19 protein-coding genes are annotated in these 23,990 nt (G+C 40.5%); 5 read left to right on the top strand and 14 right to left on the bottom strand.

Annotated features, from left to right (window positions below; all coding sequences use genetic code 11):
• Nucleotides 1-11 precede the first annotated feature (11 nt).
• Nucleotides 12-908 (bottom strand): tetratricopeptide repeat protein, encoded by an 897-nt coding sequence (locus F902_RS09505; RefSeq protein ID WP_005202958.1) that lies wholly within the window; start codon nt 906-908, stop codon nt 12-14.
• A 215-nt stretch (nt 909-1,123) separates the two neighbouring features.
• Between F902_RS09505 and dnaE the strand changes: the two genes are divergently transcribed.
• The 5 genes from dnaE (at nt 1,124) to F902_RS09480 (ending at nt 9,503) form a co-directional block, all read left to right on the top strand.
• Nucleotides 1,124-4,687, top strand: a complete 3,564-nt coding sequence (gene dnaE, locus F902_RS09500; RefSeq protein WP_005202955.1) for a DNA polymerase III subunit alpha — start codon at nt 1,124-1,126, stop codon at nt 4,685-4,687.
• 13 nt (nt 4,688-4,700) lie between these two features.
• Entirely contained in the window at nt 4,701-5,540 is an 840-nt protein-coding gene (locus F902_RS09495) for an RNA methyltransferase (RefSeq protein WP_004807869.1), read from the top strand.
• The gene (gene cysE, locus F902_RS09490) at nt 5,533-6,345 is read left to right on the top strand and encodes a serine O-acetyltransferase (protein WP_005202954.1); all 813 of its coding nucleotides are present in this window, start codon (nt 5,533-5,535) and stop codon (nt 6,343-6,345) included. Before F902_RS09495 ends, cysE begins: the two co-directional genes overlap by 8 nt.
• A 113-nt stretch (nt 6,346-6,458) precedes the next feature.
• Nucleotides 6,459-7,358: an ABUW_2363 family tetratricopeptide repeat lipoprotein gene (locus F902_RS09485; protein WP_005202952.1), complete on the top strand. Its 900-nt coding sequence runs from the start codon at nt 6,459-6,461 to the stop codon at nt 7,356-7,358.
• A 126-nt stretch (nt 7,359-7,484) separates the two neighbouring features.
• Nucleotides 7,485-9,503 (top strand): esterase/lipase family protein, encoded by a 2,019-nt coding sequence (locus tag F902_RS09480; RefSeq protein ID WP_005202951.1) that lies wholly within the window; start codon nt 7,485-7,487, stop codon nt 9,501-9,503.
• Between the two features lie 48 nt (nt 9,504-9,551).
• On the opposite strand, the gene ahpF is transcribed toward F902_RS09480, so the two are convergent.
• From ahpF to F902_RS09415, 13 genes are all read right to left on the bottom strand, one after another.
• Nucleotides 9,552-11,117: an alkyl hydroperoxide reductase subunit F gene (ahpF, locus tag F902_RS09475; RefSeq protein ID WP_005202949.1), complete on the bottom strand. Its 1,566-nt coding sequence runs from the start codon at nt 11,115-11,117 to the stop codon at nt 9,552-9,554.
• A gap of 127 nt (nt 11,118-11,244) precedes the next feature.
• On the bottom strand, nt 11,245-12,162 hold the full coding sequence (locus F902_RS09470; RefSeq protein WP_005202948.1) for a hypothetical protein: 918 nt from the start codon (nt 12,160-12,162) through the stop codon (nt 11,245-11,247).
• Nucleotides 12,163-12,189: 27 nt separating this feature from the next.
• The gene (locus F902_RS09465) at nt 12,190-13,314 is read right to left on the bottom strand and encodes a toxic anion resistance protein (protein ID WP_026057541.1); all 1,125 of its coding nucleotides are present in this window, start codon (nt 13,312-13,314) and stop codon (nt 12,190-12,192) included.
• 12 nt (nt 13,315-13,326) lie between these two features.
• Nucleotides 13,327-14,103: a hypothetical protein gene (locus F902_RS09460; RefSeq protein WP_005202944.1), complete on the bottom strand. Its 777-nt coding sequence runs from the start codon at nt 14,101-14,103 to the stop codon at nt 13,327-13,329.
• Nucleotides 14,104-14,274: 171 nt separating this feature from the next.
• Complete coding sequence (locus F902_RS09455; protein ID WP_005202941.1) at nt 14,275-15,267, bottom strand: putative solute-binding protein; 993 nt, start codon at nt 15,265-15,267, stop codon at nt 14,275-14,277.
• Between the two features lie 132 nt (nt 15,268-15,399).
• Nucleotides 15,400-15,834 carry a PaaI family thioesterase gene (locus F902_RS09450; RefSeq protein WP_005202939.1) on the bottom strand — a complete coding sequence of 145 codons (435 nt, stop codon included), beginning with the start codon at nt 15,832-15,834 and terminating at the stop codon, nt 15,400-15,402.
• 65 nt (nt 15,835-15,899) lie between these two features.
• The gene (locus F902_RS09445) at nt 15,900-16,883 is read right to left on the bottom strand and encodes a fatty acid desaturase family protein (RefSeq protein ID WP_005202937.1); all 984 of its coding nucleotides are present in this window, start codon (nt 16,881-16,883) and stop codon (nt 15,900-15,902) included.
• A 120-nt stretch (nt 16,884-17,003) separates the two neighbouring features.
• The gene (locus F902_RS09440) at nt 17,004-17,801 is read right to left on the bottom strand and encodes a PaaX family transcriptional regulator C-terminal domain-containing protein (protein ID WP_005202934.1); all 798 of its coding nucleotides are present in this window, start codon (nt 17,799-17,801) and stop codon (nt 17,004-17,006) included.
• Nucleotides 17,802-17,901: 100 nt separating this feature from the next.
• On the bottom strand, nt 17,902-18,702 hold the full coding sequence (locus tag F902_RS09435) for an undecaprenyl-diphosphate phosphatase (RefSeq protein WP_004807892.1): 801 nt from the start codon (nt 18,700-18,702) through the stop codon (nt 17,902-17,904).
• 128 nt (nt 18,703-18,830) lie between these two features.
• Nucleotides 18,831-20,720 carry a M48 family metalloprotease gene (locus tag F902_RS09430; protein ID WP_026057540.1) on the bottom strand — a complete coding sequence of 630 codons (1,890 nt, stop codon included), beginning with the start codon at nt 20,718-20,720 and terminating at the stop codon, nt 18,831-18,833.
• 102 nt (nt 20,721-20,822) lie between these two features.
• On the bottom strand, nt 20,823-22,361 hold the full coding sequence (purF, locus tag F902_RS09425) for an amidophosphoribosyltransferase (RefSeq protein WP_004807897.1): 1,539 nt from the start codon (nt 22,359-22,361) through the stop codon (nt 20,823-20,825).
• 24 nt (nt 22,362-22,385) lie between these two features.
• Nucleotides 22,386-22,979: a CvpA family protein gene (locus F902_RS09420; RefSeq protein ID WP_004807899.1), complete on the bottom strand. Its 594-nt coding sequence runs from the start codon at nt 22,977-22,979 to the stop codon at nt 22,386-22,388.
• A 1-nt stretch (nt 22,980) separates the two neighbouring features.
• Complete coding sequence (locus F902_RS09415) at nt 22,981-23,988, bottom strand: quinone-dependent dihydroorotate dehydrogenase (protein WP_005202924.1); 1,008 nt, start codon at nt 23,986-23,988, stop codon at nt 22,981-22,983.
• Between the last annotated feature and the right edge of the window lie 2 nt (nt 23,989-23,990).

Genomic DNA, 23,990 nt, shown 5'->3' with positions numbered 1-23,990 from the left:
GCTTTTTTTATTTAAGAATCAGAATCCTGTAACTCATCCCACTGCGCTTCATATTCTTTCGATTTTTTTAGGTTTTTAGTCAAACCATAGCCACCTTTTTCATATAATCGAGCCAAATCCAGTAAGGCTTCGTCCTCACCCTGTGCCACTGCGAGCTCATAAAACTCTGCTGCTTTTTTATAATTCTTTGCAACACCTTTGGCCTCTTCATGGATATACGCAATATTAGAAGAACCCAAACCATTTCCTGCACCAGAAGCCAAACTAAATAAACGTAAAGCTTCTTTATAGTCTTGTTTTAATCCAGCCTTGCCTTCTAAATAAAAAATACCTAAGTTATTAATGGCAGAAGACTCTTCTTGTTTCGCAGCTAACTGATAATAATGCAGTGCTTTTTTGAGATCTTGTGGCACACCTCCCTCACCATCATTGTATAAATGACCGAGTTCAGCTTGTGCCATATCCAAACCAGCATCAGCTGACTTGGTCATCCACTCCACTCCTTTTTTGGTATTTACACTCACACCATCATCACCATAGAGATACAAATAACCTAAATAGTATTGTGCATAGAGCTGACCCTTTTGTGCCGCTTGGGTGTACCATTTCAAAGCAGTTGGATTATCTTCTTCTGTACCTTCGCCATAATCATACATATAGCCAACTGAAAAAATCGCATCTGCATTGCCTTTTGCTGCCGCTTTTTTAAACCATTCCAGTGCTTTACCAAAATCTTGATCAATCTCGTTTCCATAATAATAAGCATCACCTAAATTGTTCTGTGCCGTCGCATCCCCCGCTTTCGCTTGTTGTACGAGTTCTTGGCTAAAGGACACATCATCCGCATGACTGAAGGTAAATAAACTACTAGTCAATAATATTGAAAATACGATGTTTTTTAATTTCATTATTTCGCTCACATTGCTACATTTTTATTCGATTACATTCTAGCGGTAAAACACTTTGTGTAAATAGATATTTATATCTACTGAAAAATCAAAAACTAATTTTTAATATTTTATAAAAATAACAAAGCAAACACACGGTTTGCCAAAATATTAAGCATGTCATTTTCGGTTTGCATGCTAAACTATGCGTTGCTTTAAAAAAGGATAGTCCTTCTATGCGGTTTGTTCATCTCGGTATCCACACAGAATTTTCGATCACGGAATCGATTGTTCGCATACCTGATTTGGTCAAGGCTGCCGTAACAAATGAAATGCCCGCACTGGCATTGACTGACTTATCCAATCTACATGCTGCAGTCAAGTTTTATGAATCCTGTTTAAAAAAAGGGATTAAGCCTATTCTAGGCAGTGTCATTCGCTTAAATGATGCTGAACATCGTGCAACCTTATTGGCCATGAGCAGTACAGGTTGGCGCAATCTGACTGAAATCGTGTCGCGAGGTTTTATTGAAGGCCAGCAACTCAGTCTCCCTTGTGTACAAAAAGAATGGGTACTTGAGCAAGCTGAAGATTTGATTGTTTTACTGGGCCAACATAGTGATGTTGGTAAAATGCTCTGCTCTTCCAATCCACAAAAAGCAGAACCTTTATTAGAAGCATGGATTGAAAAGTTTGGAAATCGTGTCTATTTAGCTTTAACACGGACTGAACGTGTTGGGGAAGAGGATTTCATTCAGCAAGCAGTAAAACTTGCCGCTAAATATCAAATTGGTGTAGTCGCGCATAATGATGTGCACTTTGTTAAACAAGACGATTTTGAAGCGCATGAAGCTCGTGTTTGTATCGCCGACGGCTATGTTTTAGGTGATGATAAACGTCCTAAAAACTATAGTACTGAGCAGTATTTCAAAACTGGCGAGCAAATGTCTGAGCTATTCTCAGATATTCCAAGTGCGATTGAAAATACCTACCATATTGCAAGACGTTGTAATGTTGCATTGCAACTCGGCACTTATTTCTTACCTGACTTCCCGATTCCAGATGGCTATACCATCGACACCTATTTTGAACATTTGTCTCGTGAAGGTTTAGAGGAACGTTTAAATCATCTTTATCCAATTGCTGAACGTGATGAGGATTGGGCTGAGATTCGGAAGCCTTATGATGAACGAATCAAATACGAAGTTGATATCATTCTCAAGATGGGATTTCCTGGCTACTTCCTGATCGTCATGGACTTTATTCAATGGGCCAAAAATAATGGCGTACCTGTAGGTCCTGGTCGTGGTTCAGGTGCTGGTTCATTGGTTGCCTATAGTTTAAAAATTACCGACCTTGATCCATTACGATATGATTTGCTGTTTGAACGTTTCTTAAACCCAGAACGTGTTTCGATGCCCGATTTCGACGTCGATTTCTGTATTGCTGGCCGTGACCGTGTGATTGAATATGTGGCCCAAAACTATGGTCGCCAAGCAGTATCACAGATTGCGACCTTCGGTACCATGGCAGCAAAAGGTGCGATTCGAGATGTAGCACGTGTCCTTGGTAAGTCTTATGGTCTTGCTGACCGTATTTCAAAAATGATTCCAACAAAACCGCTGGGTGTCGATTTGGTCACAGCGATTGACATGGAGCCGCAGCTTAAAGATATCGTCACCAACCCATCCAACCCTGACAATGATGATGCTGCTGAAATCTGGGAAATGGCACTCAAACTTGAAGGTATTACCCGTAATACAGGGAAACATGCGGGTGGTGTTGTTATTGCGCCAGGTAAAATTACCGATTACTCGGCGGTACTGTGTGATGCAGATGGTACTAACCGTGTCGCACAATACGATAAAGATGACGTAGAAGCAGCAGGTCTGGTTAAGTTTGACTTCTTGGGCTTGCGTAACCTGACCGTGATTGAAGATGCGGTTCAAAATATCAATAAAAGAATTAAGTCCGAAATCCCGCTTAATATTGCAAATGTCCCCTTAGATGACAAAGATGCGTATTTGGTCTTTGCCAATGCGAATACCACTGCGGTATTCCAGTTTGAATCCGTCGGCATGAAAAAGATGTTGAAGGAAGCAAGACCAAGCAAATTTGAAGAAATTATTGCCTTCGTTTCATTGTATCGTCCTGGTCCAATGGATCTTATTCCAGACTTCATCCATCGTATGCATGGTGGTGAGTTTGAATACCTACATCCATTACTAGAAGGTGTCTTAGAACCGACCTACGGGATTATGGTTTACCAAGAACAGGTAATGCAGGCTGCACAGTTCTGTGCAGGTTATACCCTTGGCGGCGCGGATTTACTTCGTCGAGCTATGGGTAAAAAGAAACCTGAAGAAATGGTGAAACAACGCCAAATCTTTATTGAAGGTGCATCGAAAAAAGATATTGATGAAGCAACTGCTAACCATATTTTCGACTATATGGAAAAATTCGCAGGTTATGGTTTTAACAAATCACATGCCGCTGCCTATGCCCTAGTTGCCTATCATACGGCTTGGTTAAAAGCACATTACCCTGCTGAGTTTATGGCGGCGGTTTTATCATCGGAAATGCAGAATACGGACAGTATCGTATTCTTGATTGACGACTGCCGTAATAACAAGTTAGAAGTACTACCACCTTCAGTGAATATGTCTTTATATCACTTCCATGCCAGTGACGAACAAACCATTGTCTACGGCTTAGGTGCAATTAAAGGTGTTGGTGAACAGGCGATGCAATCGGTCATCGATTCACGAATTAATGAAGGCCCATATAAAGATCTATTTGATTTCTGTCATCGTATTGATCTGAAAAAAATCAATAAGCGTACCTTAGAAGCTTTGATTCGTGCCGGTGCGCTGGATTGTCTTGGCATTGAACGCTCAAGTTTAATGGCTCAATTACCTGAAGCAGTCCAAGCAGCTGATCAAGCTCGAAGCAATCGTGAAACAGGTATCATGGACTTGTTTGGTGAGGTTGAAGAAGTTCAGCGTAAACCTGCCAAACCCGTGAAACCATGGGCAGATGAAGTCCGCCTCAAAGGTGAAAAAGATACACTTGGCTTGTATCTCACAGGTCACCCAATTGATGTTTACCGCCCTGAATTAAAATCATTCATTTCAGCAAAACTGAATGAACTCACTCCGACACGTCGTGGTGTAACTACGGTTTTTGCAGGTCTGGTGGTTGATATTGCCAACTTCCCGAACCGTATCATGATCACACTCGATGATGGTACAGCACGTGTTGAAATTAGCTGTAACCATGAGCGTTTCCAACGCTATAAAGATATTGTTCGTTTAGAACAAGTTGTGGTGATTGAGGGTGAAATTTACGAGCGTGAAGGCTTTGATCGCCCGATGGCACGATTAAGTAAAGCTTTTAATTTGAATGAAATTCGCCAAAAACGAGCGCAAAGCATTCAAATTCGCCTCCCTCAAGATTTGATGACCAAATCTTTAGCCAAGGATCTACAGGCGATCCTATTACCTTATTGTAATATCGATATGTGTCAGCATATTGGTCTGCAAATCCTGCTTGAACAAAGCTTCGCAACTGCTGAATTACATTTAGGTGCACAATGGAAAGTTGTGCCATTAGATGAATTACTTGGAAAATTACGCGATTATTTTGGCAAAGAAACCATTTTTATCGAATACCAAGTGAAATCGAAGGCTGCAAAAGCAGCTGAGGCACCTAAAGTTGCAACGGTAGCTCCTCCACCAGACAATATGTCAATGGATGAAGCACTGGATCTTTATCAAGCTGAAGTCTCTCAATACTCTTAATTTTGGATAATCTATGAACCTGTTTGACTCAAACAACGTGTCCAAACATTTGGATCATGTGCGTATTGTTATGGTCAATACCACCCTACCAGCCAATATTGGTAGTGCCTTACGCGCAATGAAAACCATGGGTTTATCAAAACTTGTACTCGTCGCACCTAAGACCTATCCACATCCGGATATTGATGCACTGGCAGCAGGTGCGCAAGATTTAATTGAACAAATTGAAATTGTTGAAACTTTGGAACAAGCGATTCAAGATTGTCATATGGTGTTTGGGACCAGTGCACGTAGTCGCACGATTCCATGGCCATTGCTAGATGTTCGACCTGCTGCAAAAGAAGCATTAGATGCTGCAACCAAACAACAAAATATTGCAATTGTGTTTGGGCGTGAAGATCGTGGACTCACCAATGAAGAATTAGCCCTAGCCAATTATCACTTAACCATTCCAGTAAACCCTGAGTATGGCGTACTCAATGTTGCGCAAGCGATTCAAGTGGTTTGCTATGAGTTAAGAATGGCTGCGCTTGAACAAAATACTCAGGTTCAAGACAAGCCAGATGACCACATGCAACTGAAGCAACAACAAAGCATGGAATGGGATGAACCATTGGTTACACAACAACAAATGGAACAGTTTTATCCTCATTTAGAAAAAATGTTGACTGAAATTGAGTTTTTAGATCCAAATAATCCCCGTTTACTCCCATTACGCTTGCGTCGTCTATTCGGAAGGATACAATTAGATCGTATGGAGTATCATTTATTACGTGGAATCTTTAGCCGCGTACAGGCATTAGCCCAAGGTTCATGGAAAAAGACCAATACGGAGGATCATAATCATGATTAAACAGCTAAAAGAAGATATCGAAGCTGTATTTGCGCGTGATCCTGCGGCCCGCAATACATTAGAAGTCCTGACCACCTATCCAGGTATCCATGCACTGATTATGCATCGCATGGCGCATGAGCTCTGGAAAAAAGAATATAAAGGTACCGCCCGCCTACTTTCTTCTTTTAGCCGCTTTGCAACGGGTATTGAAATTCATCCTGGCGCAAAAATCGGTAAGCGTTTTTTTATCGATCACGGCATGGGTGTGGTGATTGGTGAAACAGCTGAGATTGGTGATGATGTAACGCTTTATCATAGTGTCACCTTAGGTGGAACCACATGGAATAAAGGCAAACGTCATCCAACACTTGAAGATGGTGTGGTTGTTGGTGCTGGTGCAAAAATCTTGGGCCCATTTACAGTACATAAAGGTGCCAAAGTCGGCTCAAATGCAGTTGTAACCAAAGAAGTTCCTGCTGGTGTAACTGCCGTTGGTAACCCTGCCCGTTATATTTTCAAAGACAAAAGTCAAATCGAACAAGATGAAGTCAATCGCCGTGACTACGCGGAAAGTATTGGTTTCGAACCTTATGCGACAACACAAGATCAGTCTGATCCTATTTTAGAAGGCATGCGCGTTTTACTCGATCGTATGCAAAAAAATGAAAAACGCATGAACGTACTTTGCCAACGTCTGTCTGAACTTGACCCGAGCTTCACCTCGCAAAGTTCAAAAACTCAACCATTGAGTAAAGAAGAACTTAAAATTATTGAAGAAGTTAGACGTGAGTGCGAAGCACAGAACAAAACTTCGGCAACCTAGTCAAATATATAAAAAATGTAACAAGCTTCTCATTGCAAGTTGGTTTTGCTTTTCCTAGACTGGTGAAACCAACGATCTACTTCTCATTTAACTAAAATTAATGGATGTAAAGCATGAATTTTAAGCCTTTGGCATTACTTGTACTTTCAACTTCTTTTTTGACGGCCTGTGGCGTTGCCCCTGTTAAAAAAGAGAAGGTTGCTGAACCCTTTGTGTTTAAGGAACCAGACCCAACTCCTCCATTCTATGCTTTAAATCCAACCAAGTATGATGCCCCACCAAGCTTTGAAGTTGCGATCAAAGATGCTGCGGCTCAGCCTGTCACGAAAATGGTCGTGTCATTACAAAATGATCCATCAAAATCAACAACATTGGATATCAACAAGCTCATTATCCCAACCATTGACAACAAACAACGCAACATGAAATATGCGGTTCTTGCTGGTGAGAATGAAATTGATGTCACTGAAATCGATGACTTTTTACAATTAGTTGAAGGTAAAGCACGTCACTATCCACCTCGTTTCCCAGAACGTCAAGAACGTAAGGGCTATGAAGTCAAGTTAAAAGAAACCACGCAGAAACTAGATGCTTTAGCCGAAAAGCCAAATGCTTCTTTAGATATCTTGACTCGTGCGTTTAAAGCAAGCGTGATGGCACGTAACTTAGACTTAGGTACATCTTATACTTCAAAGTCATTAACTTATGCGCAACGTATTCTCGCGATCAGCCCGAATGATCCTGAAACCAACTTCTGGTTCGGTTTTGGCTTATCAGAAGGTGGTGGTCAACGTGAGGCTATTCCATATTTAGACAAAGCAATGAAAGGTGGCGTCCAAGAAGCTTATCTTTCTGCTGCCAACAACTATTTATGGTTAGAGCAAAAGAAAAATGCGCTTCAAACCTTGAAAAACTATAAAATCAACTATCCTGACGAAGCAGAAGTGACTGATCGTTTGATCAAAGAAGTTGAAGCCGGAAAACGCTGGAATGTGTGGCAAGTTCTGAACTAATTGAGCTTGTAGAATCGCATTACAAAAATAGACTGCTGTGTGCAGTCTATTTTTTTATCTATGATTGAAAAAACATTCGATTTTCGTATTATAGCTACAATCTTCCAGCGAAATTGCTGACATACCATGCTAGCATTTACACCGAATAAGCGTCTATTTTTTATCTCTCTCCTAAGCACCGTCGTGATGAGTGGCTGCCAAGTTGTCAGTATCAAACAACAAGCTCTCAATGTGACGATTGCCAACGAACGTAACAGCATTCTTACGCAAAAAAAACTCAGTGAAGCCAGCCTCAATGTCTTGTCGATGTCGGGCAAAGAAGCCAAAGTGTGTATGCAAACACCAAATGAGTGCATTGCAGATCTACACAAAATTCCGCAAATCCAGGATGAGCAACTTTTATCTACAGCGAGCGAACTCTATCTCTCAAAAGCGCTGAGTCTGTCCGACGCGTCCGAATGTAAAATCAGTAAACTGACAAAACACAAACCTGAGGAAGAACAGAAAGCCATACAAAAGACCTATGAGCAATGCTTAGATCAAGAGCTTGAAGCTTTAGATAAAAGCATCCGTTATAGCTATGCATATTTGTTCAAAACGACACGACAACCGCAAGAACGCATTTTTGATAACCGTCAGGTCCAGATTCGAGACTTTTACAACCAAGCTTTAACCAAATTGGTGAATGTGCATAGTTTAAGAAATCCCTCTAAAACCATTAGCCCTACCATTCAAATTGGCAAAAGCACCTATACGATAGACATTCAATCCTATCAACGCTTACAAAATATGAAGCTGGAGAAATTTATTTCCAGCTATAACATGAACTTTTCGGGCTTACGAGCCATTAACCGCCGTGATGGTTTCGGTTCAGATTTCGTGGCCGTGTTTCCTTCAACGGATGCAGCCCATGGCGAAAATAAATATATTCTTGATCCATTAAGTTATAGCTATCCAAATGGAATTAACCCTAATATTCATAAAGCACGTTATTTAGCCGCAACCATTATTGCGCAACCCAAGAATGCAGCCGCAACCATTAATGATGTTTTAAATAATCCAAACTTTGAAGTAAAGGTTTATGACCCTTATAGCGTAGAGAAAGTCAGTATTGCAGGTAAAGAATATTCGCTTGCAGCCAATTTCTCTGCACCTTATGGACTCTGGTTAGCTGAGAATAATTTAGGTGCAGCGGCTTATTTAACTTTAATTGATCGTGATCAGCATCTGACCATGCCACATCTCTATATGCTGGAACCCTATAATCCGAACAAGAAAGTGATTGTATTGGTGCATGGTCTTGCCAGCAGCCCTGAGGCATGGATTGCGGTCACTAATGATATTATGGGTGATGCGGTACTACGTGAACACTATCAAGTTTGGCAAGTGTTTTATTCAACCAATATGCCGATTCTGGAAAGCCGTTTTCAAATTTATGCCTTATTAAAACAAGCCTTTGGCTCACTCAACAATAAAGATGCTGCAGCACAAGATGCAGTTTTAATTGGGCATAGTATGGGAGGCATTATCAGCCGACTCTTGGTGAGCAATGCTGATATTTCTAAACAGGCACTCACCATGATGAGTAGCCGTCAACAAACGCGTTTACGCAAGCATCCTGTGATTGGTGAACGGCTTAAAATGGAACCGATTACTAATTTTGATCGTGCCATTTTCTTGGCTGCTCCACATAAAGGAACTGACTTTGCTGATCGCTGGTTTACACTAGCAGCACGTAAAATCATCAAACTCCCTGCAACCTTCTTGACCACTTTGGCAGATACACTCACCAGTGATGATATGGATTTAAAAGAATTCGTTAAAACCCTGACCAATGATGTAATTCAAAATGGGCCAAGTGATCTCAGTAAAAAATCCAAATTTATGGAATTAACCGCCTCTATTCCGCCTGAAAATGGACTGGTTTTTCACTCGATTATGGGCAACATTACCAAGAGTGATGATCCAAATGTCATTACAGACGGGATTGTTCCTTATAAGAGTGCACATTTAGATGGTGCTGTTTCCGAGAAGATTTTCACGGGCGGCCATTCAATTCAAGAGACCCCAGAAGCAGTTCTAGAATTACGTCGTATCTTGCGTGAACACCTTGTCGATCACGGTTTATATAAACCGAAGAACTAAACACAATAAAAAAGCCCCAAATAATTGGGGCTTTTTTTAAGGGATTACTTACACACCAGAACGGATCATATAATCAAAGGCAGACAATGATGCTTTCGCGCCTTCACCTGTAGCAATAATGATTTGCTTGTACGGTACTGTCGTACAGTCACCTGCAGCAAAGACACCTTTGACATTAGTTTCATTGCGATCATTAATCACGATCTCGCCACGGCTGCTGAGTTCAACCGCACTGTTCTTTAAGAAATCTGTATTTGGTAATAAACCAATTTGTACAAAGATCCCTGCAAGTTCAACTGTGTGTTCAACATCAGTGGCACGATCTTTATATTTCAATGCTGTCACTTGAGCACCATCACCCACTACTTCAGTACTGAGTGCATTTAAGATGACAGTGGTATTTGGCAAGCTATTTAATTTGTCTTGCAATACTTGGTCTGCACGAAGTTTGATATCAAACTCAACCAAAGTCACATGCTCAACAATCCCTGCAAGGTCAATCGCTGCTTCAACACCTGAGTTACCACCACCAATCACCGCAACACGTTTGCCTTTGAATAATGGACCATCACAGTGTGGGCAGTACGCTACACCACGAGTACGGTATTCAGCTTCACCCGGTACATTCATTTCTCTCCAACGTGCACCTGTAGACAAGATAATGGTTTTTGATTCAAGCTTGGCACCATTTTCCAGTTCCACTTCAACCAGACCATTGGCCGTTTGATCTGCACCAGTGATCTTGCTGACACGTTGTAAGTTCATGATGTCGACACCGTATTCATGGACATGGGCTTCCATGTCTTGAGCGAACTGAGGACCTACAGTTTTTTGTACTGTGGTGAAGTTCTCAATGTCCATCGTGTCCATTACCTGACCACCAAAACGTTCAGCCACAATACCCGTTTTGATGCCTTTACGTGCCGCGTAAATCGCTGCTGTACCACCCGCAGGGCCACCACCAATCACCAATACATCAAATGCATCTTTGGCATTGATTGCTGCTGCATCTTTCTCAGCTGAATTGCTATCCAACTTGGCAACGATTTCTTCCAAAGTCATACGACCTTGACCAATATGCTGATTGTCTTGGAACACCATTGGTACAGCTAAGATTTTGCGTTCTTCAACTTCGTCTTGGAAGAAAGCACCATCAACCATGGTTGCCGTGGTATTTGGATTGTTAATCGCAATCAAGTTCAAAGCTTGAACCACATCTGGACAGTTATGGCAGCTGAGCGATACAAACACATCAAAGTTCGCTGTTAAGTTTAAGCCTTTGATCTGAGTGAGTACTTCATCAGATACTTTAGGCGCATAACCTGATACTTGTAATAATGCCAAGATCAAAGAAGTAAACTCATGTCCCATCGGTAAGCCAGCAAAGAACACACGTGGTTGTTCACCTGCTTTGGCCACACCGAAACTAGGACGGCGAGCGTTTGAACCGTCAAAACGCGCCGTAACTTGGCCAGAAAGTTCAGCAATTTCAGTCACGAGTTCTTTAATTTTTTCTGCTTTGTCGGAGTCATCTAAAGCAGCAACCAACTCGATTGGACTTTCTAAACGTTCTAAGTAAGCTTTTAATTGAGTTTTAATATTTTGATCTAACATGTATTACTCCAAATTCTAAGACGTTCAAATCGGCTAAATTCATTCAATGAGGCTATAGTACGCAAAAGCACTGAATAGGTAAAACAGTATGTTTTTATGAGTTTGATCGGATAAACCGAACTTAAAATTAAGAGACATCCAGTTTTTGACCAATCCTCACACGACGATTTTTCAAATGTTTGGCGAGCACATATAAAATTGCGCTTAAAGCAACAGCCAATACAATCAAGCCCCATAAAATGACATTCACAATCTGAGAAATACGTTCGGCTTGCTGCGCACGCAGGTCTAAGGGCTGCGTGATTGAGGTAATACTCTTACCGTATAGTTGCTGCTGCATGACCCACAGCTGTTCAGGTTTAAAGTCATATGCTTTAAATTGAGCTGGATTGGTTTTCTCTGCACTAATTAATTGATTCACATAGACATTAGCGGTCTTGCGATCGACAGGTTGATGCAATAAGGCCACTTGCGCCAAGACATAAGCTTTTTCAGTCGAAGAAATATTGGCCTGCTGTAAATCTTGAGCAATCTGACTTTCAACAATATTGTTTTGATAGCTCATCCACTGTTGATAAGCCTGCTTAGTTTCATCTTTCCAGTCATACTGGATGTAGGTCAGACCTGACCAAAGTAAAATAAATGAAATCACCCACGCCAGAATACGCTGTGTCCATGCCTGAAAACGTTGCTGAAAAAATTTAAATTTCTTGGCCCAACTAAGCAGTAAAAAAGCGCCAATAAATGAGACAAAAAGTTTGAGAAACAGCCAGCCGAACCATGATAATAGATTAAAAAGATAATCGACGGGTTGCTTAAAAGGAACAAGATCCTGTACATGATAAGGCAAATCTAAAGCCTGTACATGTACAGAAAGATCAAAGAAACGATAGATAAATTCTTTTTGCAAAAACAGACCAGCGATTGTAACAACAACGAATGTACTGGTCAGAAAAAACCAGATCATTAAATTGCGTTGACGTTTTTTTAACACATCTAAACGCTGGTCAATCGGTTGTACACTAAAATCTTCTATGGGTGACAATGATCTTTCCTTCAAAAATTAGCAATATCAAGATTTAGGTGGTTGGCTATTTTCAAGCACCAGATGATTCAAATTTTCTTGCAAAGCACGCAAACGGGTTGTCGCTTCGGCACGCTTTTGCATCCCTTCTTTCTGAATCTGAATCACATCATTTACTGTTTTAATGAGGGTGTTTTGTACATGTTCAAGGGTTTCAACATCGATCACGGAACGCTGATTGGCTTTAGCCGTATCAACTGAGTTTTGATGCAATAACTCAGCATTACGACGTAATAATTCATTGGTAGTATCATCAATGGCTTTGGCAAGTTGGACGCTATTCTTTTGCTCTTGCAACGAAATTGCCAAACTAATTTGATTTTTCCAAGCTGGTAATGTGATGTTTTTAATCGCGTAAAATTTGTCTACCAACATCAAGTTATTCGACTGGATGATCCGAATCATCGGTAAAGTCTGCATTGCAGACTGCTGTAAAACATGAAGATCACTGACTCTTTTTTCAAGGTTATTGGCTAAGTGGTTAAGATCATAAATCTGTTGTGTGGTCTGTTGATCTTGTTCCTGATTTGTCAGAGTCGTAATTTGCTGTTGAATATCCTGCTGCTTCAACTGACCCGCTGCAATATAAACACCTAGTTGCTTATATTCATCTTGAACCGCATCAAACATTTTATCCAATGTCCCAACACGTGCTTTCAAACCTGATTGTGAGCTTTCAATTTCTTTGACCAATACATCAATCTGCTCTTTGGTGGTATTAAAATGCTGATCAAAATTTTGTTTAGCATTCTTGAACTTACTCAATAAGCCACCAAAAAAACCTGAACTTTTAGATTTATTTAAAATACTTGAAGTATTTAACTGCTGAGCGACTTGCACCACTTCATTGAGTTTTTGTCCAGTTGCATCAAGGTCTTTGTTCTGTACCAGATTCAACAACTCATCGGTATAGGTTGAGGTTTTATTGGCAATATTTTTGCCATATTCTGCAACAGCAGTCGTACTGATATCGGCCAGTTCTTTATGCGCATCCATCACTTCAGCAAAATCTTGAGATTGTAGACCTAAGTCTTTTAAGTTCAACTGCTCAAAACGCTGCTCGGGCTTAATTTCAAGCTCATGAGATACCTTACTCAGTTCTGAATCTGACATCATATTTCCCTCTTATTTCTGTAATGATTTTTTCAAATTTTGGATTAAATCTTCGCGGCTTTTATCCAACTGCTCAATCGTCGCAGTCGAATTGGATTCCCGACTTTGCTTTAAATGATATTGCCATGCTGGAATTAAAATCTGTTGTGCCTCTTTAAAACGATCAAGCAAGCTAAAAGATAAATGCTGTGAAAGCTGCATCTGTTTGATTGCAATATCATTGCTGCTCTGTAAGGTTTGTAAAGTATTTACCTTTTTAGATAAGCGCTCCACAAAATGATCCAGCACTTGCTGCTTACTAAACTGAGGATACTCAATCAAGAATTGATCGGCTGCCTGAATATAAGCAGCCATCTGCTCTCTTAAACCCAATGCCTGCTGTAGACGCGATTGTGATTTTTGGATTTCGATTTGCAAACGTTGACTCAAATAATTCGCTTCATTAATCAAACGATCTAAATCTTTAACATATTTCACTTGCCCAGCATCATATTCAATATCAATGCCCAACCATTTTTGCAGTGCATTAAAACGGCGTGTGCCTAAAAACTTTTTGGATAAAGACAGCTGCTGAATAATCTGAGTGATCACTTCGCTGAGCTGCTGATTTAACTTAGGATCGACACCATTCAGCAAGACGCTTTGAGCTTGAACCAAATGATCTGCGTAATGACATAAACGATGCGGATCGTTCAATAAAGGTAATAAATCATTACGCTTGATCGCTAAAATATGTTCTTGATTTGATTCAATTTGCGATAAAGGTGTTAAGTCGAGCGGTAGCGTCATATCAATAGAAAATCGTGAGCACAAATAAATTTGAACAGCTTAGTTGTAGCATGTTCTTTGACTTTCTCATATCTAAATGTTGTTATGTTTTTTAAAATATAGTGTCGCCTTACTGACTAAAAACCCTCTAAATTACAATCAATAAAGAAGGTTCATCAATCAAATCATGGGTTACTCATCATTGAGCGCACATTCAAAGTTATTTGGATTTTGTTTGCAGCGAACTTTTTTCAAGAAGTTCATCATTTTTGGATCATAAATTCCTGCTTTAGTAAGTGAGATACGTGCTTCACGCATCATCTTCATATAGTTGACTTGTTCTTCAGGTGGGATAATCATCCAGTACTTGGTTGGAATTTCTTTTTCGTATTTTGAAATAATATTAAACGTTCGACCGAGTTGCCCCGCCACCCATTCACGCGATTTCTGCCCAAACCCGTCAGGAAATTTATCCTTTCGAATAATGAAATTTGCCGAAATTTGCGTCAGTGGAAATTTGACAATTCCGCCTTTATCACCGAGTCCTTTATAAAGCTCAAAAGGCTTATAAGCAACAATTGGCGCGGGAACAATATCAATTTGATGATTATTAAATTTTGCCCCTGCATTGGTCACATCGACTGAAACAGCTTGTGCACCTATTTGTGCAACCAATTTCGGTTGAGCTTCATCATAAGCAAATACACCAACTTTCTTACCTGCGGCCTTAGCCAAAGTATTTATATTACGATCAGCAACAAACAAATACGCAGGACCAATCGTTCCAAGACCCGCAATTTCATAAGGGCCATTGATCATACTTTTTGCCGCTTGAGGCTTAGAGAGCAATTGATAAGCAAGAATTGCCGTTTTCAAATCAGTTAAAGCACCAACAGCATCAAGTGAACCGACATATTTATTGAATTGTCGACCACGCAATCCACTGATAATTGCGCCATCACATTGCCCGACTTTTAAATCTTCAGCTGCAACACGCTCATCGACATAGGCACGCAAATCAATCTCTGCGCCCCACTTTTTTGCTTCTAATGCATAATCTTTTGCCAGTGCAAATGCATCACCCGATTTACCAACTGGATCAAACACACAAACCGTTTGCTTCGCCTGTGTTGTTACAGCGAATCCGAATAATGCCAAAGCAATTAAACCGTTTTTAATTATCATCTCGTTCTTCCCAGATAAGATTTATTTTATCTCTTTATCTCAACTTATTTGTGGATACTATCCTATGACGAGATTTTTATTTTTAACGGATTTACAGCCAATCATTCAGTTGTCACGAGTATTTTGAAGGTTTCATCCGCCTAAGATCGATGGTGCACTTTGTGGTAGTGCATAAGTTCCAATGACATGCGCAACCGGCTCTTCATCATCCAGAGAATATAGCCAAACTTCTCCTGTAACCAAGGTTTTACCAACCTTAATCAATTTACACACAGCCCGAATATCTCGATTTCCATTGGGTTTACGAAAGAAATTAATGGTCATATTGGTAGTGACTGCCATTGCAACCAGTCCCAGATGCCCCAAGATGGCAATATAGAGTACATAGTCTGCAATCAACATCAGCGTTGGGCCAGAAACGGTTTGTCCTGGACGGAGGTCTCCTGCATCGACTCGATAAAGTAGCTGTGCCCCCTTAGGAGGAATCTCCTCAATGGTACTTTTTTGTAACGCCTGCGGAAATTCTTGTGCTAAAAATCCAATAATTTCTTGTTTATCCATTGCCATACTCTTTTCCACCATTCCTGTTGTGTGAGCCCCGATTTAAAACAGAGCCCTAAAAAATCCAATATTTAATCCGCTTTAGCTGAAAGCTCATTCAGCACTTGCCAATAGCTTGGTGGTTCGGCAACATGACCGCGTTGTCTTAACATCTGGTGCATTTTTGGCAATTTAAAATAAGGTACAGCTGCCATCAAATGATGTTCTTTATGATAGTTGACATTGATTGGTGCAACCAAAGCACGAGCAATATAGCCTGCCTTAGTTGTACGCGTATTGGTTAAAGCACTATGACTGGTTTCCATTCCTGCATGCTCTGCCATTGAACGGACTCTGAGGAATAAAGGAAATGGGGTCAAATACGCCACAACCCATAATGCATAAAGTTTAGGATGCCCCGCTGCCCACAACGCTGAAAATAGAGCAGCGTTAGTTGCAATTGCACCACCACTATTTTTTAGGAATGCTTTAGGATAATCGCTCCAGTGTTTGCCTTCCTGAGAAATCCAGCGGCGGTCGTTTGATACCGTCCACTCCATTTTTTCAATATCCATCAACACTCGGCCAACCGCAAACTTAAACCCCGTCACGCCAGACAAATCACGCATAAATTTGCGCATTAAGGATTTTTTCGTGGTTGGAAAACCTGTAACTAAGGATAAATCAGGATCATCGACCGTAGAGGTTTTACTATGATGACGCATATGATGGGCACGATATTTATGTAGATCATTCCAAATCGGACGCGCGCATAACCAATCCGTCAAGGTATCATTCAACCATTTGGTTTTAAATAAACTTTGATGGGAAGCGTCATGCATGATGATCGCGAGTGCCAACTGACGGCCAGCCAAAACGACCAAGGCTGCAACACACATGAGTAATTTACCCCAAGCAGGTAAATACTCCCAAGAGCTAGCTACAGCCGCAAAAGTTCCACCAATCACAGCCCATGTCGAAAACACAGCCCAACTGCCTTGCGCATCAGACTTGGCTGTTAACTCAGTAATTTCCTCTCGCGAGAATAAATCACTAATCGCTACACGTGTATTCATATCCCTATCCTGCATTTGTTTTATTTTTAAAACTACACAATTTATATTTTTATTATAAATTAAGTAATATTTCTGTCAATAAATTAAAATTAGATTTTATGTAATATTTGTAATGAATATTTACTCAAGACTACTTTCATAAAACTTCTGCCATGCATCCAAACCTGTCTGATCCAACTGTTGTACGCTCTGCGCAAATTGCTCGCGAAGTTGAACATCAACAAAACCTTCTGGCAATAATGGATCATTCATCAGCAAGGAAATGGTTTGTCGTCCCAATAATAAAGATTCTCGAGCTGCGTCTTCCAAACTGAGCTGATCAACAGTAGACAACCACTGTTGAATCATTTGGCTGTATTTTTGGTAGTTTTGATTCAGCGTTTGTGTAGACCAAAGCTCAATAATCGTAGTCAACGTTTCGGTATCAAAATGGTTAATCTGGCAAAACTTTGCACTACTTTCTAAACCAGAAGTTTTTAATTTCGTAATCAGTTGATCAAAACCAATCACCAAATTATCAGGACGGATATAAATACCTTGCTCTAATTCTTTAAAACCAAAATGCTTGAGTGCTCTTTCACGACGATTTAATGCAGTACGATCAACCCGCCCAAGCTGACCCGTAAAAACCGCTAGATACTGCTGATTCCATACTTTGGTTTGTTTAATTCCATGCTTACGATTCAGCATGACATTTGCCCATTCATGCGATTGAACTGTAAATTGATAGACGCCACGTTCAATGGCTTCAATCACGCCATCACTGGATAACCGTGTCACAGCAACCCGAATGCTATTTTCACTGATTTCAAAAAGCCGCGCTGCAATAATGATTTGTTTAATTGAAATCGCTCGACCTTGAAGTCCTAACAGCAAATCAATAATTAAGTCTCGAGCATTCATTTTCACTATTGTCATTGTGCTATCGAACCAGATCTGAAGGATTTAAAATAAAGAATGGGGATTTTAACTGAGAATCTCCCTTTTCGCAGTTGCCAAAAGGGAGATGTTTTTATTTTTATAAAAAGACAAATAACAAAATAATACCTAGCACAATACGGTACCAAGCAAATACTCGTAAAGTATGGCGTTCCACAAATTTCACTAAGGCACTGACCACCAATAATGCAGAAATAAAGGCTGCGACAAAGCCAACAGCAATATTCAGCATATTGTCTTGCGTTAAGACATCCGCATTACGGGCCAAATCAAATACCGCCGCACCCAACATGGTTGGCATCGCCAAGAAGAACGAAAACTCGGTTGCTGCCTTACGAGACAATCCAGAGAACATCCCACCAACGATGGTCGCACCTGAACGTGAAGTCCCTGGAATCATCGCAACACACTGCGCACAACCCACCAAGAATGCTTGTTTATAAGTAATCTTGGTCGCATCTGTCGTTTTATGATCAAAATTCTTTGATTCAACCCAGAAGATAATCAGACCACCCACAATCAAAGCAACAGCAACCACCAGCGGGCTAAACAAAACACTCTTAATGAAATCGACCGCAAAAATACCAATCACGACTGCTGGAATGAAAGCGAGTAAGACACTAAAGGCAAAGTGACGTGCTTCAGCATCTCCACTAAAGAAACCTTTGACCAAGTCAAAAATCTTTTGACGATACAACCAGCACACAGCCAAAATCGCACCAAGCTGAATCACAACTTCAAAAACACGACCATCATCTGAATGAAAGTCGATCATATGACCAAATAAAATCAAATGACCTGTGCTTGAAATGGGCAAGAATTCGGTAAGACCCTCAATAAAACCTAAAAACAAGGCTTTTAAAATTTCAATATGTTCCATAACTTACTCAAAAGAACGTAATAGCAGAATAAAAATAAACGGCAAGCTTAACCTGAAATGTCATCATTTTATGTGATTGTCACGTAACCTTTTAGCAAAAAATATTCAGACAAATGCCTGAATTTCTGTTAAATAATCATCAAACTATTTTTCTTCTGCATCTGTTCGACCACTTCATGTGTATCAAAGCCTAAACGCCAATACAAAAGCCCTAAAACATCTAATTCATCTTGGGTAATAATTCGATCATTCCAGAGACATCTTTCAGCGATTGACAAGATATTAAGGCGTTCGCGTAATAACAAACCAGAGACATCATTTAAAATTTCCGCCAAGTCCAAAGGCTCATCTGAAATATCGGCATAAATTTGCATTTCATCTTCAGTTAAAAGCATCTGCAAGATACGTTCACGAACTTCGAGCTGGTTCGGACTATTAATTTGCTGTACATGCAGTAAGGCATCGATCAAATGTACAATCTGAGATTTGACATCTTCAAAAGCCGCAGGCAAATGTGCAGGCATTAAATTGAGTTCATGTTTCACCCGTTCCAACAACAATGCATCAAGCAAACCGACTTCACCATCTTCTTGAATGATACACGCCAACTTGGTTAAGAATTGACGTGCAATACTGGTCGGCATATGCCCAATATTTTTACAGGCGTCATGGAAAATCTGCACATGAATACGACCATCCAAATTCAATAAAGCATCGACAATCGCATGGCTGACCGGTGCTTCTTGCGGAATAAATTCGCGATACTGACGAATCATCAAAATCGCAACCATCACCTCACGAGAACCTGTCGCTGTTTGCATTGCCCGTTGAATTAATTCAGGGCGTTTCTTATTCTTTCGAACTTCTGGATTAAGTGGTTTGATTGCATCATTCAGTGCAAAACTAATCGGTGATAAACGCAATAAAGGTAATGGCTGTGGCGAACTCCATGGCATGGTGAGCTCGGCACTTTCCTCTTCTAACGAGCGAAAGAGGCTGAATAACGGGCGATTACGAAGCTTGCGTAGATTTTCTAATTGCAGATCTTGCAACAAAGTTGGATTTAATTCGTAGATTCGTTCTTTAATACTGGGATGAATATTCATCCAGCTCTGCGGACTCAACGAGTTAGCAAAGCACATATGCGAAATCGACTCAGAATAAGCACTATGGATCTGCGATCCCGAGTGATGCACATAAATCCGTAACAAGGTTTGCACATTGGCATTATTGTTCATCAAGCGCATGGTCTTGAGATCATTACGGAAGGTACGGCCACTTAAGGTCAAATATTTAATACAACGTGTAATTAAAATACCCAAACTACCGATTAACCAAATCACCCCACCAATCGCAACAAAGATGGTCTCAAATTTATTTCGATAAGTCGTTGCATAGGGATTATAACCCGCCTGAGCAAGCTTACTGCCCCACTGGCTAAAAGTAGTTAAACCACTATATAGAATTTTTAGCTTGGTATTTTCAACAGCTTCACCCGATAGAATCTGGTTAAACTCATAACTGAGTAAGCCATAAAGTTCAAGTTCATCCAGATTTTGTAATGCACCCCAAGTCAAAATAATCACAATATCCTGTGATCTAAACCCTGCAGTTAAAGCATTCACCCCAACTTCATCAGGAAGTACATAGACCGCTGGCGTATCAATATCAAAACTCTTGGCGACCTGCTCTACAACTTTTAAGGCAGTACTTTCTTCTGGCGTACTTTCATCGAAAACCAAGCGACGTGCCTTTAGCTGCTTTGCCAGCGAGTGACCGCCTTCCCGCAGCACATAAAGTTCAGCACCCACCGACCAGAATAAGACCAAAACAAGCAAACCGATAAAATACGGACTAAGTACATGCCACCAAATCGGTTGGGTATAATCAAAGAAATGAACGACCAAACCCAAAATTAAATTGAGAATAAAGACGGTTAATAACATTGCGATAAGACAGAAACTGACTGACCATGCAATATTTTTATTTTCAATTAAATAATGGCTCATTTCTTTCAATGTAAGTTTTCCCGATTACATTGTTTCAGTTAGGATTTCCGTATTCACTATCATAAAATAAAAAAGCGGGAAATTCCCGCTTTTCTATAGATTAAGATGAGATTACTCTTCTTTGATCCCAGTTAAGTCAACTGATGCTGCATCAATATTCACATCGATATAGCCATCTGATTTACTTTTCGCAGCATCACTACGTTTTTGCTCAAGTGCATCCAGATATGCCTTATCAATACCACCCGCGACATAGACACCATCAAACACCGAACAATCAAATTCAGTTAAATCTGGTACTTTGCTGGTACGAACTGCATTTTTCAAATCCTCCAAATCTTGGAAAATTAAACGGTCTGCACCAATATTTTCACGAATTTCTTCTACTGTACGGCCTGACGCAATCAACTCAGCCTTGGCTGGCATATCAATACCATACACATTTGGATATTTCACCATTGGTGCGGCAGAAGCAAAGAAGACTTTCTTCGCACCTGAATCACGCGCCATCTGAATGATTTCATTACATGTGGTGCCACGAACAATCGAGTCATCCACCAATAGAACATTCTTGTCTTTAAACTCAAGTTCTACAGGGTTCAATTTTTGACGAACTGATTTTTTACGTTGCTGCTGACCTGGCATAATGAAGGTACGTCCGATATAGCGGTTTTTCATAAAACCTTCACGGAATTTCACACCTAAAATATTTGCCAGCTCTAATGCAGAGGTACGACTGGTATCTGGAATTGGAATCACAACATCAATATCATGCTGCTCACCCCATTCTTTCAAGATTTTATACGCCAGTTTTTCACCCATTTTTAACCGGGCTTTATAGACTGAAATCCCATCAATAATGGCATCTGGACGAGCAAAATACACATATTCAAAAATACATGGGCGATATTCAGGATTCGCAGCGCATTGTTTGGTAAACAACTGCCCTTCTGAATCGATAAAAATCGCTTCGCCTGGTGCGATATCACGTTCAACTTTAAAACCAAGTGCGGTAATCGCAACAGATTCAGATGCGATAATGTATTCAACACCTTGTTCAGTTTCACGAGAACCATAGACCAAAGGACGAATCCCGTTTGGATCACGGAAACCGACCAAGCCATGACCAGTGATCATCGCTACAACACCATAAGCCCCTTTACAACGCTCATGTACGCGAGATACGGTGTGGAAAATATCATCTGGGCTTGGATTTAAAGTTCTGATCTTTTGTAGCTCATGTGCAAAAACATTGAGTAAAACTTCAGAATCAGAATCAGTATTCATATGACGTAAATCTGTTTTGAACAGATCATCATGAATTTCTGCAGCGTTGGTCAAGTTCCCATTATGAGCAAGCGTAATGCCATAAGGTGAGTTCACATAAAATGGTTGTGCTTCAGCACTGCTTGATGAACCAGCAGTTGGGTAACGAACATGTCCGATCCCGTAGTTACCAAGCAATGCACGCATATGACGCGTATGGAATACATCACGTACCATACCGTTATCTTTGCGGAGGAATAAACGCCCTTGATGGCAGGTTACGATCCCTGCAGCATCTTGTCCTCGATGTTGCAGCATCGTTAAGGCATCAAATAACATTTGGTTCACTGGTGATTTACCGGCTATCCCAACAACTCCACACATAGCAACCTCGCGACAAGCTAGCGATTAATAAAAAGGATTTTTCGTCGAATGATCAGAACGCTCATCAACTGAAGCACGTTCTGACTGGTCCATTTCAGTCGAAGGGCGATGTAACAACGCGCCTTCCGATGTCATTTGATTTAAAGCTTGATTTGCTGCATCTTTGGACAATTCAGTTGCCAAAGGTGCATAAGGTAATAGAATTTGTACAAATTTAGACTGTTTCCAGTGCGGTGAACTCTCAACCCAAGGTCCTAAACCCTGCATTGCGATCAATACAATCAGTAATCCTTTGAGAGAACCAAATGCTCCACCTGCTAAACGATTTAATGGGCCCAATTTCAGACTTTTCAAGAGCCCATTCAGTAATGCGGACACAATCCATGTACACACCACAATGATCAACACAATAAAGGCAAATGCTGCGATTTTTTGCACAACAGGGTCTTGGCTTAGACTGCTCATTGCAGGTGCCAAAACCACAGCGTATTTTGCCCCAATGATCAATGCGAATATCCATCCGATCAAGTTCGCAAAGGCTTTGATAAATCCTTGACGCAAACCGTTCAGCCCTCCAATGAGCAAAATGACCAGAATGATGATATCAAGTGTGTTCATTTCACACAGTCATCGCATTAATACAATCTTTCACAAGTGTTGGGCCGGTATAAATCAACCCGCTATAAACCTGTACCAAGCTCGCTCCAGCTTGCTGTTTGGCAACCGCTTGTTCACCAGACAAAATACCACCGACACCAATCAATGGAATTTGACCCGCCAATACTTTGGCAAATTGAGCTAAACATTCGGTACTCTTTTCAAATACGGGTGCACCTGACAAACCACCTGCCTCGTTTCCATTTGGCAAGTTTTCAACACCTTCACGCCCTAGCGTGGTATTGGTTACGATTAGTCCATCAATTTTAAATTGCAATAATTGTGCTGCAATGAATTGAATATCTTCTGAAGTTAAATCTGGTGCCACTTTAAGAACGAGAGGAACATAATGATTATATTGATTTGCCAGTTCGAGTTGGCGATCTTTTAAAGTTTGTAACAACTCAGTGAGCGCATCACCACTTTGCAAACTACGTAAATTTTTTGTATTTGGCGATGAAATATTAACCGCAATATAAGAAGCGTAATTATAAACTTTTTCTAGGCAAATCAAATAGTCAGATACTGCATCTTCAACAGGTGTGTCCGCATTTTTACCGATATTGATCCCTAAAACACCTTTAAATTTTGACGCTTTTACATTTTCAATCAGTTTATCCACGCCATCATTATTAAAACCCATGCGGTTAATAATGGCTTTTGCTTGAGGGATACGAAATAAACGTGGTTGAGGATTACCTGCTTGTGGACGTGGAGTAATGGTTCCAATCTCGATAAAACCAAAACCTAATGCAGCTAAAGCATCAATATGCGCACCATTTTTATCTAAACCGGCCGCAAGACCAACAGGATTTGGAAATTCAATTCCCATACAGGTCACAGGTTTTGCCGCAACTTTCTGATGCATAAAGCCAATTTTATGGGCTTTATCGAGCATAGAGAGAGTCAGTTCATGTGCACGCTCTGGTGCTAAAGTAAACAACAAAGGGCGAGCCAATGAATATAACATAC

Source organism: Acinetobacter higginsii, from assembly GCF_000369525.1.
GTDB classification, from domain to species: Bacteria; Pseudomonadota; Gammaproteobacteria; order Pseudomonadales; family Moraxellaceae; genus Acinetobacter; species Acinetobacter higginsii.
Note: the sequence above shows the minus strand (reverse complement) of the source record. Positions and strands in the feature narration are given on the sequence as shown.

Bases quoted from the DNA above. Each gene is read 5' to 3' on its own strand.
- F902_RS09505 (WP_005202958.1), bottom strand. From the start codon at position 908: ATGAAATTAAAAAACATCGTATTTTCAATATTATTGACTAGTAGTTTA.
- dnaE (WP_005202955.1), top strand. From the start codon at position 1,124: ATGCGGTTTGTTCATCTCGGTATCCACACAGAATTTTCGATCACGGAA.
- F902_RS09495 (WP_004807869.1), top strand. From the start codon at position 4,701: ATGAACCTGTTTGACTCAAACAACGTGTCCAAACATTTGGATCATGTG.
- cysE (WP_005202954.1), top strand. From the start codon at position 5,533: ATGATTAAACAGCTAAAAGAAGATATCGAAGCTGTATTTGCGCGTGAT.
- F902_RS09485 (WP_005202952.1), top strand. From the start codon at position 6,459: ATGAATTTTAAGCCTTTGGCATTACTTGTACTTTCAACTTCTTTTTTG.
- F902_RS09480 (WP_005202951.1), top strand. From the start codon at position 7,485: ATGCTAGCATTTACACCGAATAAGCGTCTATTTTTTATCTCTCTCCTA.
- ahpF (WP_005202949.1), bottom strand. From the start codon at position 11,117: ATGTTAGATCAAAATATTAAAACTCAATTAAAAGCTTACTTAGAACGT.
- F902_RS09465 (WP_026057541.1), bottom strand. From the start codon at position 13,314: ATGTCAGATTCAGAACTGAGTAAGGTATCTCATGAGCTTGAAATTAAG.
- F902_RS09460 (WP_005202944.1), bottom strand. From the start codon at position 14,103: ATGACGCTACCGCTCGACTTAACACCTTTATCGCAAATTGAATCAAAT.
- F902_RS09455 (WP_005202941.1), bottom strand. From the start codon at position 15,267: ATGATAATTAAAAACGGTTTAATTGCTTTGGCATTATTCGGATTCGCT.
- F902_RS09450 (WP_005202939.1), bottom strand. From the start codon at position 15,834: ATGGCAATGGATAAACAAGAAATTATTGGATTTTTAGCACAAGAATTT.
- F902_RS09445 (WP_005202937.1), bottom strand. From the start codon at position 16,883: ATGAATACACGTGTAGCGATTAGTGATTTATTCTCGCGAGAGGAAATT.
- F902_RS09440 (WP_005202934.1), bottom strand. From the start codon at position 17,801: ATGACAATAGTGAAAATGAATGCTCGAGACTTAATTATTGATTTGCTG.
- F902_RS09435 (WP_004807892.1), bottom strand. From the start codon at position 18,702: ATGGAACATATTGAAATTTTAAAAGCCTTGTTTTTAGGTTTTATTGAG.
- purF (WP_004807897.1), bottom strand. From the start codon at position 22,361: ATGTGTGGAGTTGTTGGGATAGCCGGTAAATCACCAGTGAACCAAATG.
- F902_RS09420 (WP_004807899.1), bottom strand. From the start codon at position 22,979: ATGAACACACTTGATATCATCATTCTGGTCATTTTGCTCATTGGAGGG.
- F902_RS09415 (WP_005202924.1), bottom strand. From the start codon at position 23,988: ATGTTATATTCATTGGCTCGCCCTTTGTTGTTTACTTTAGCACCAGAG.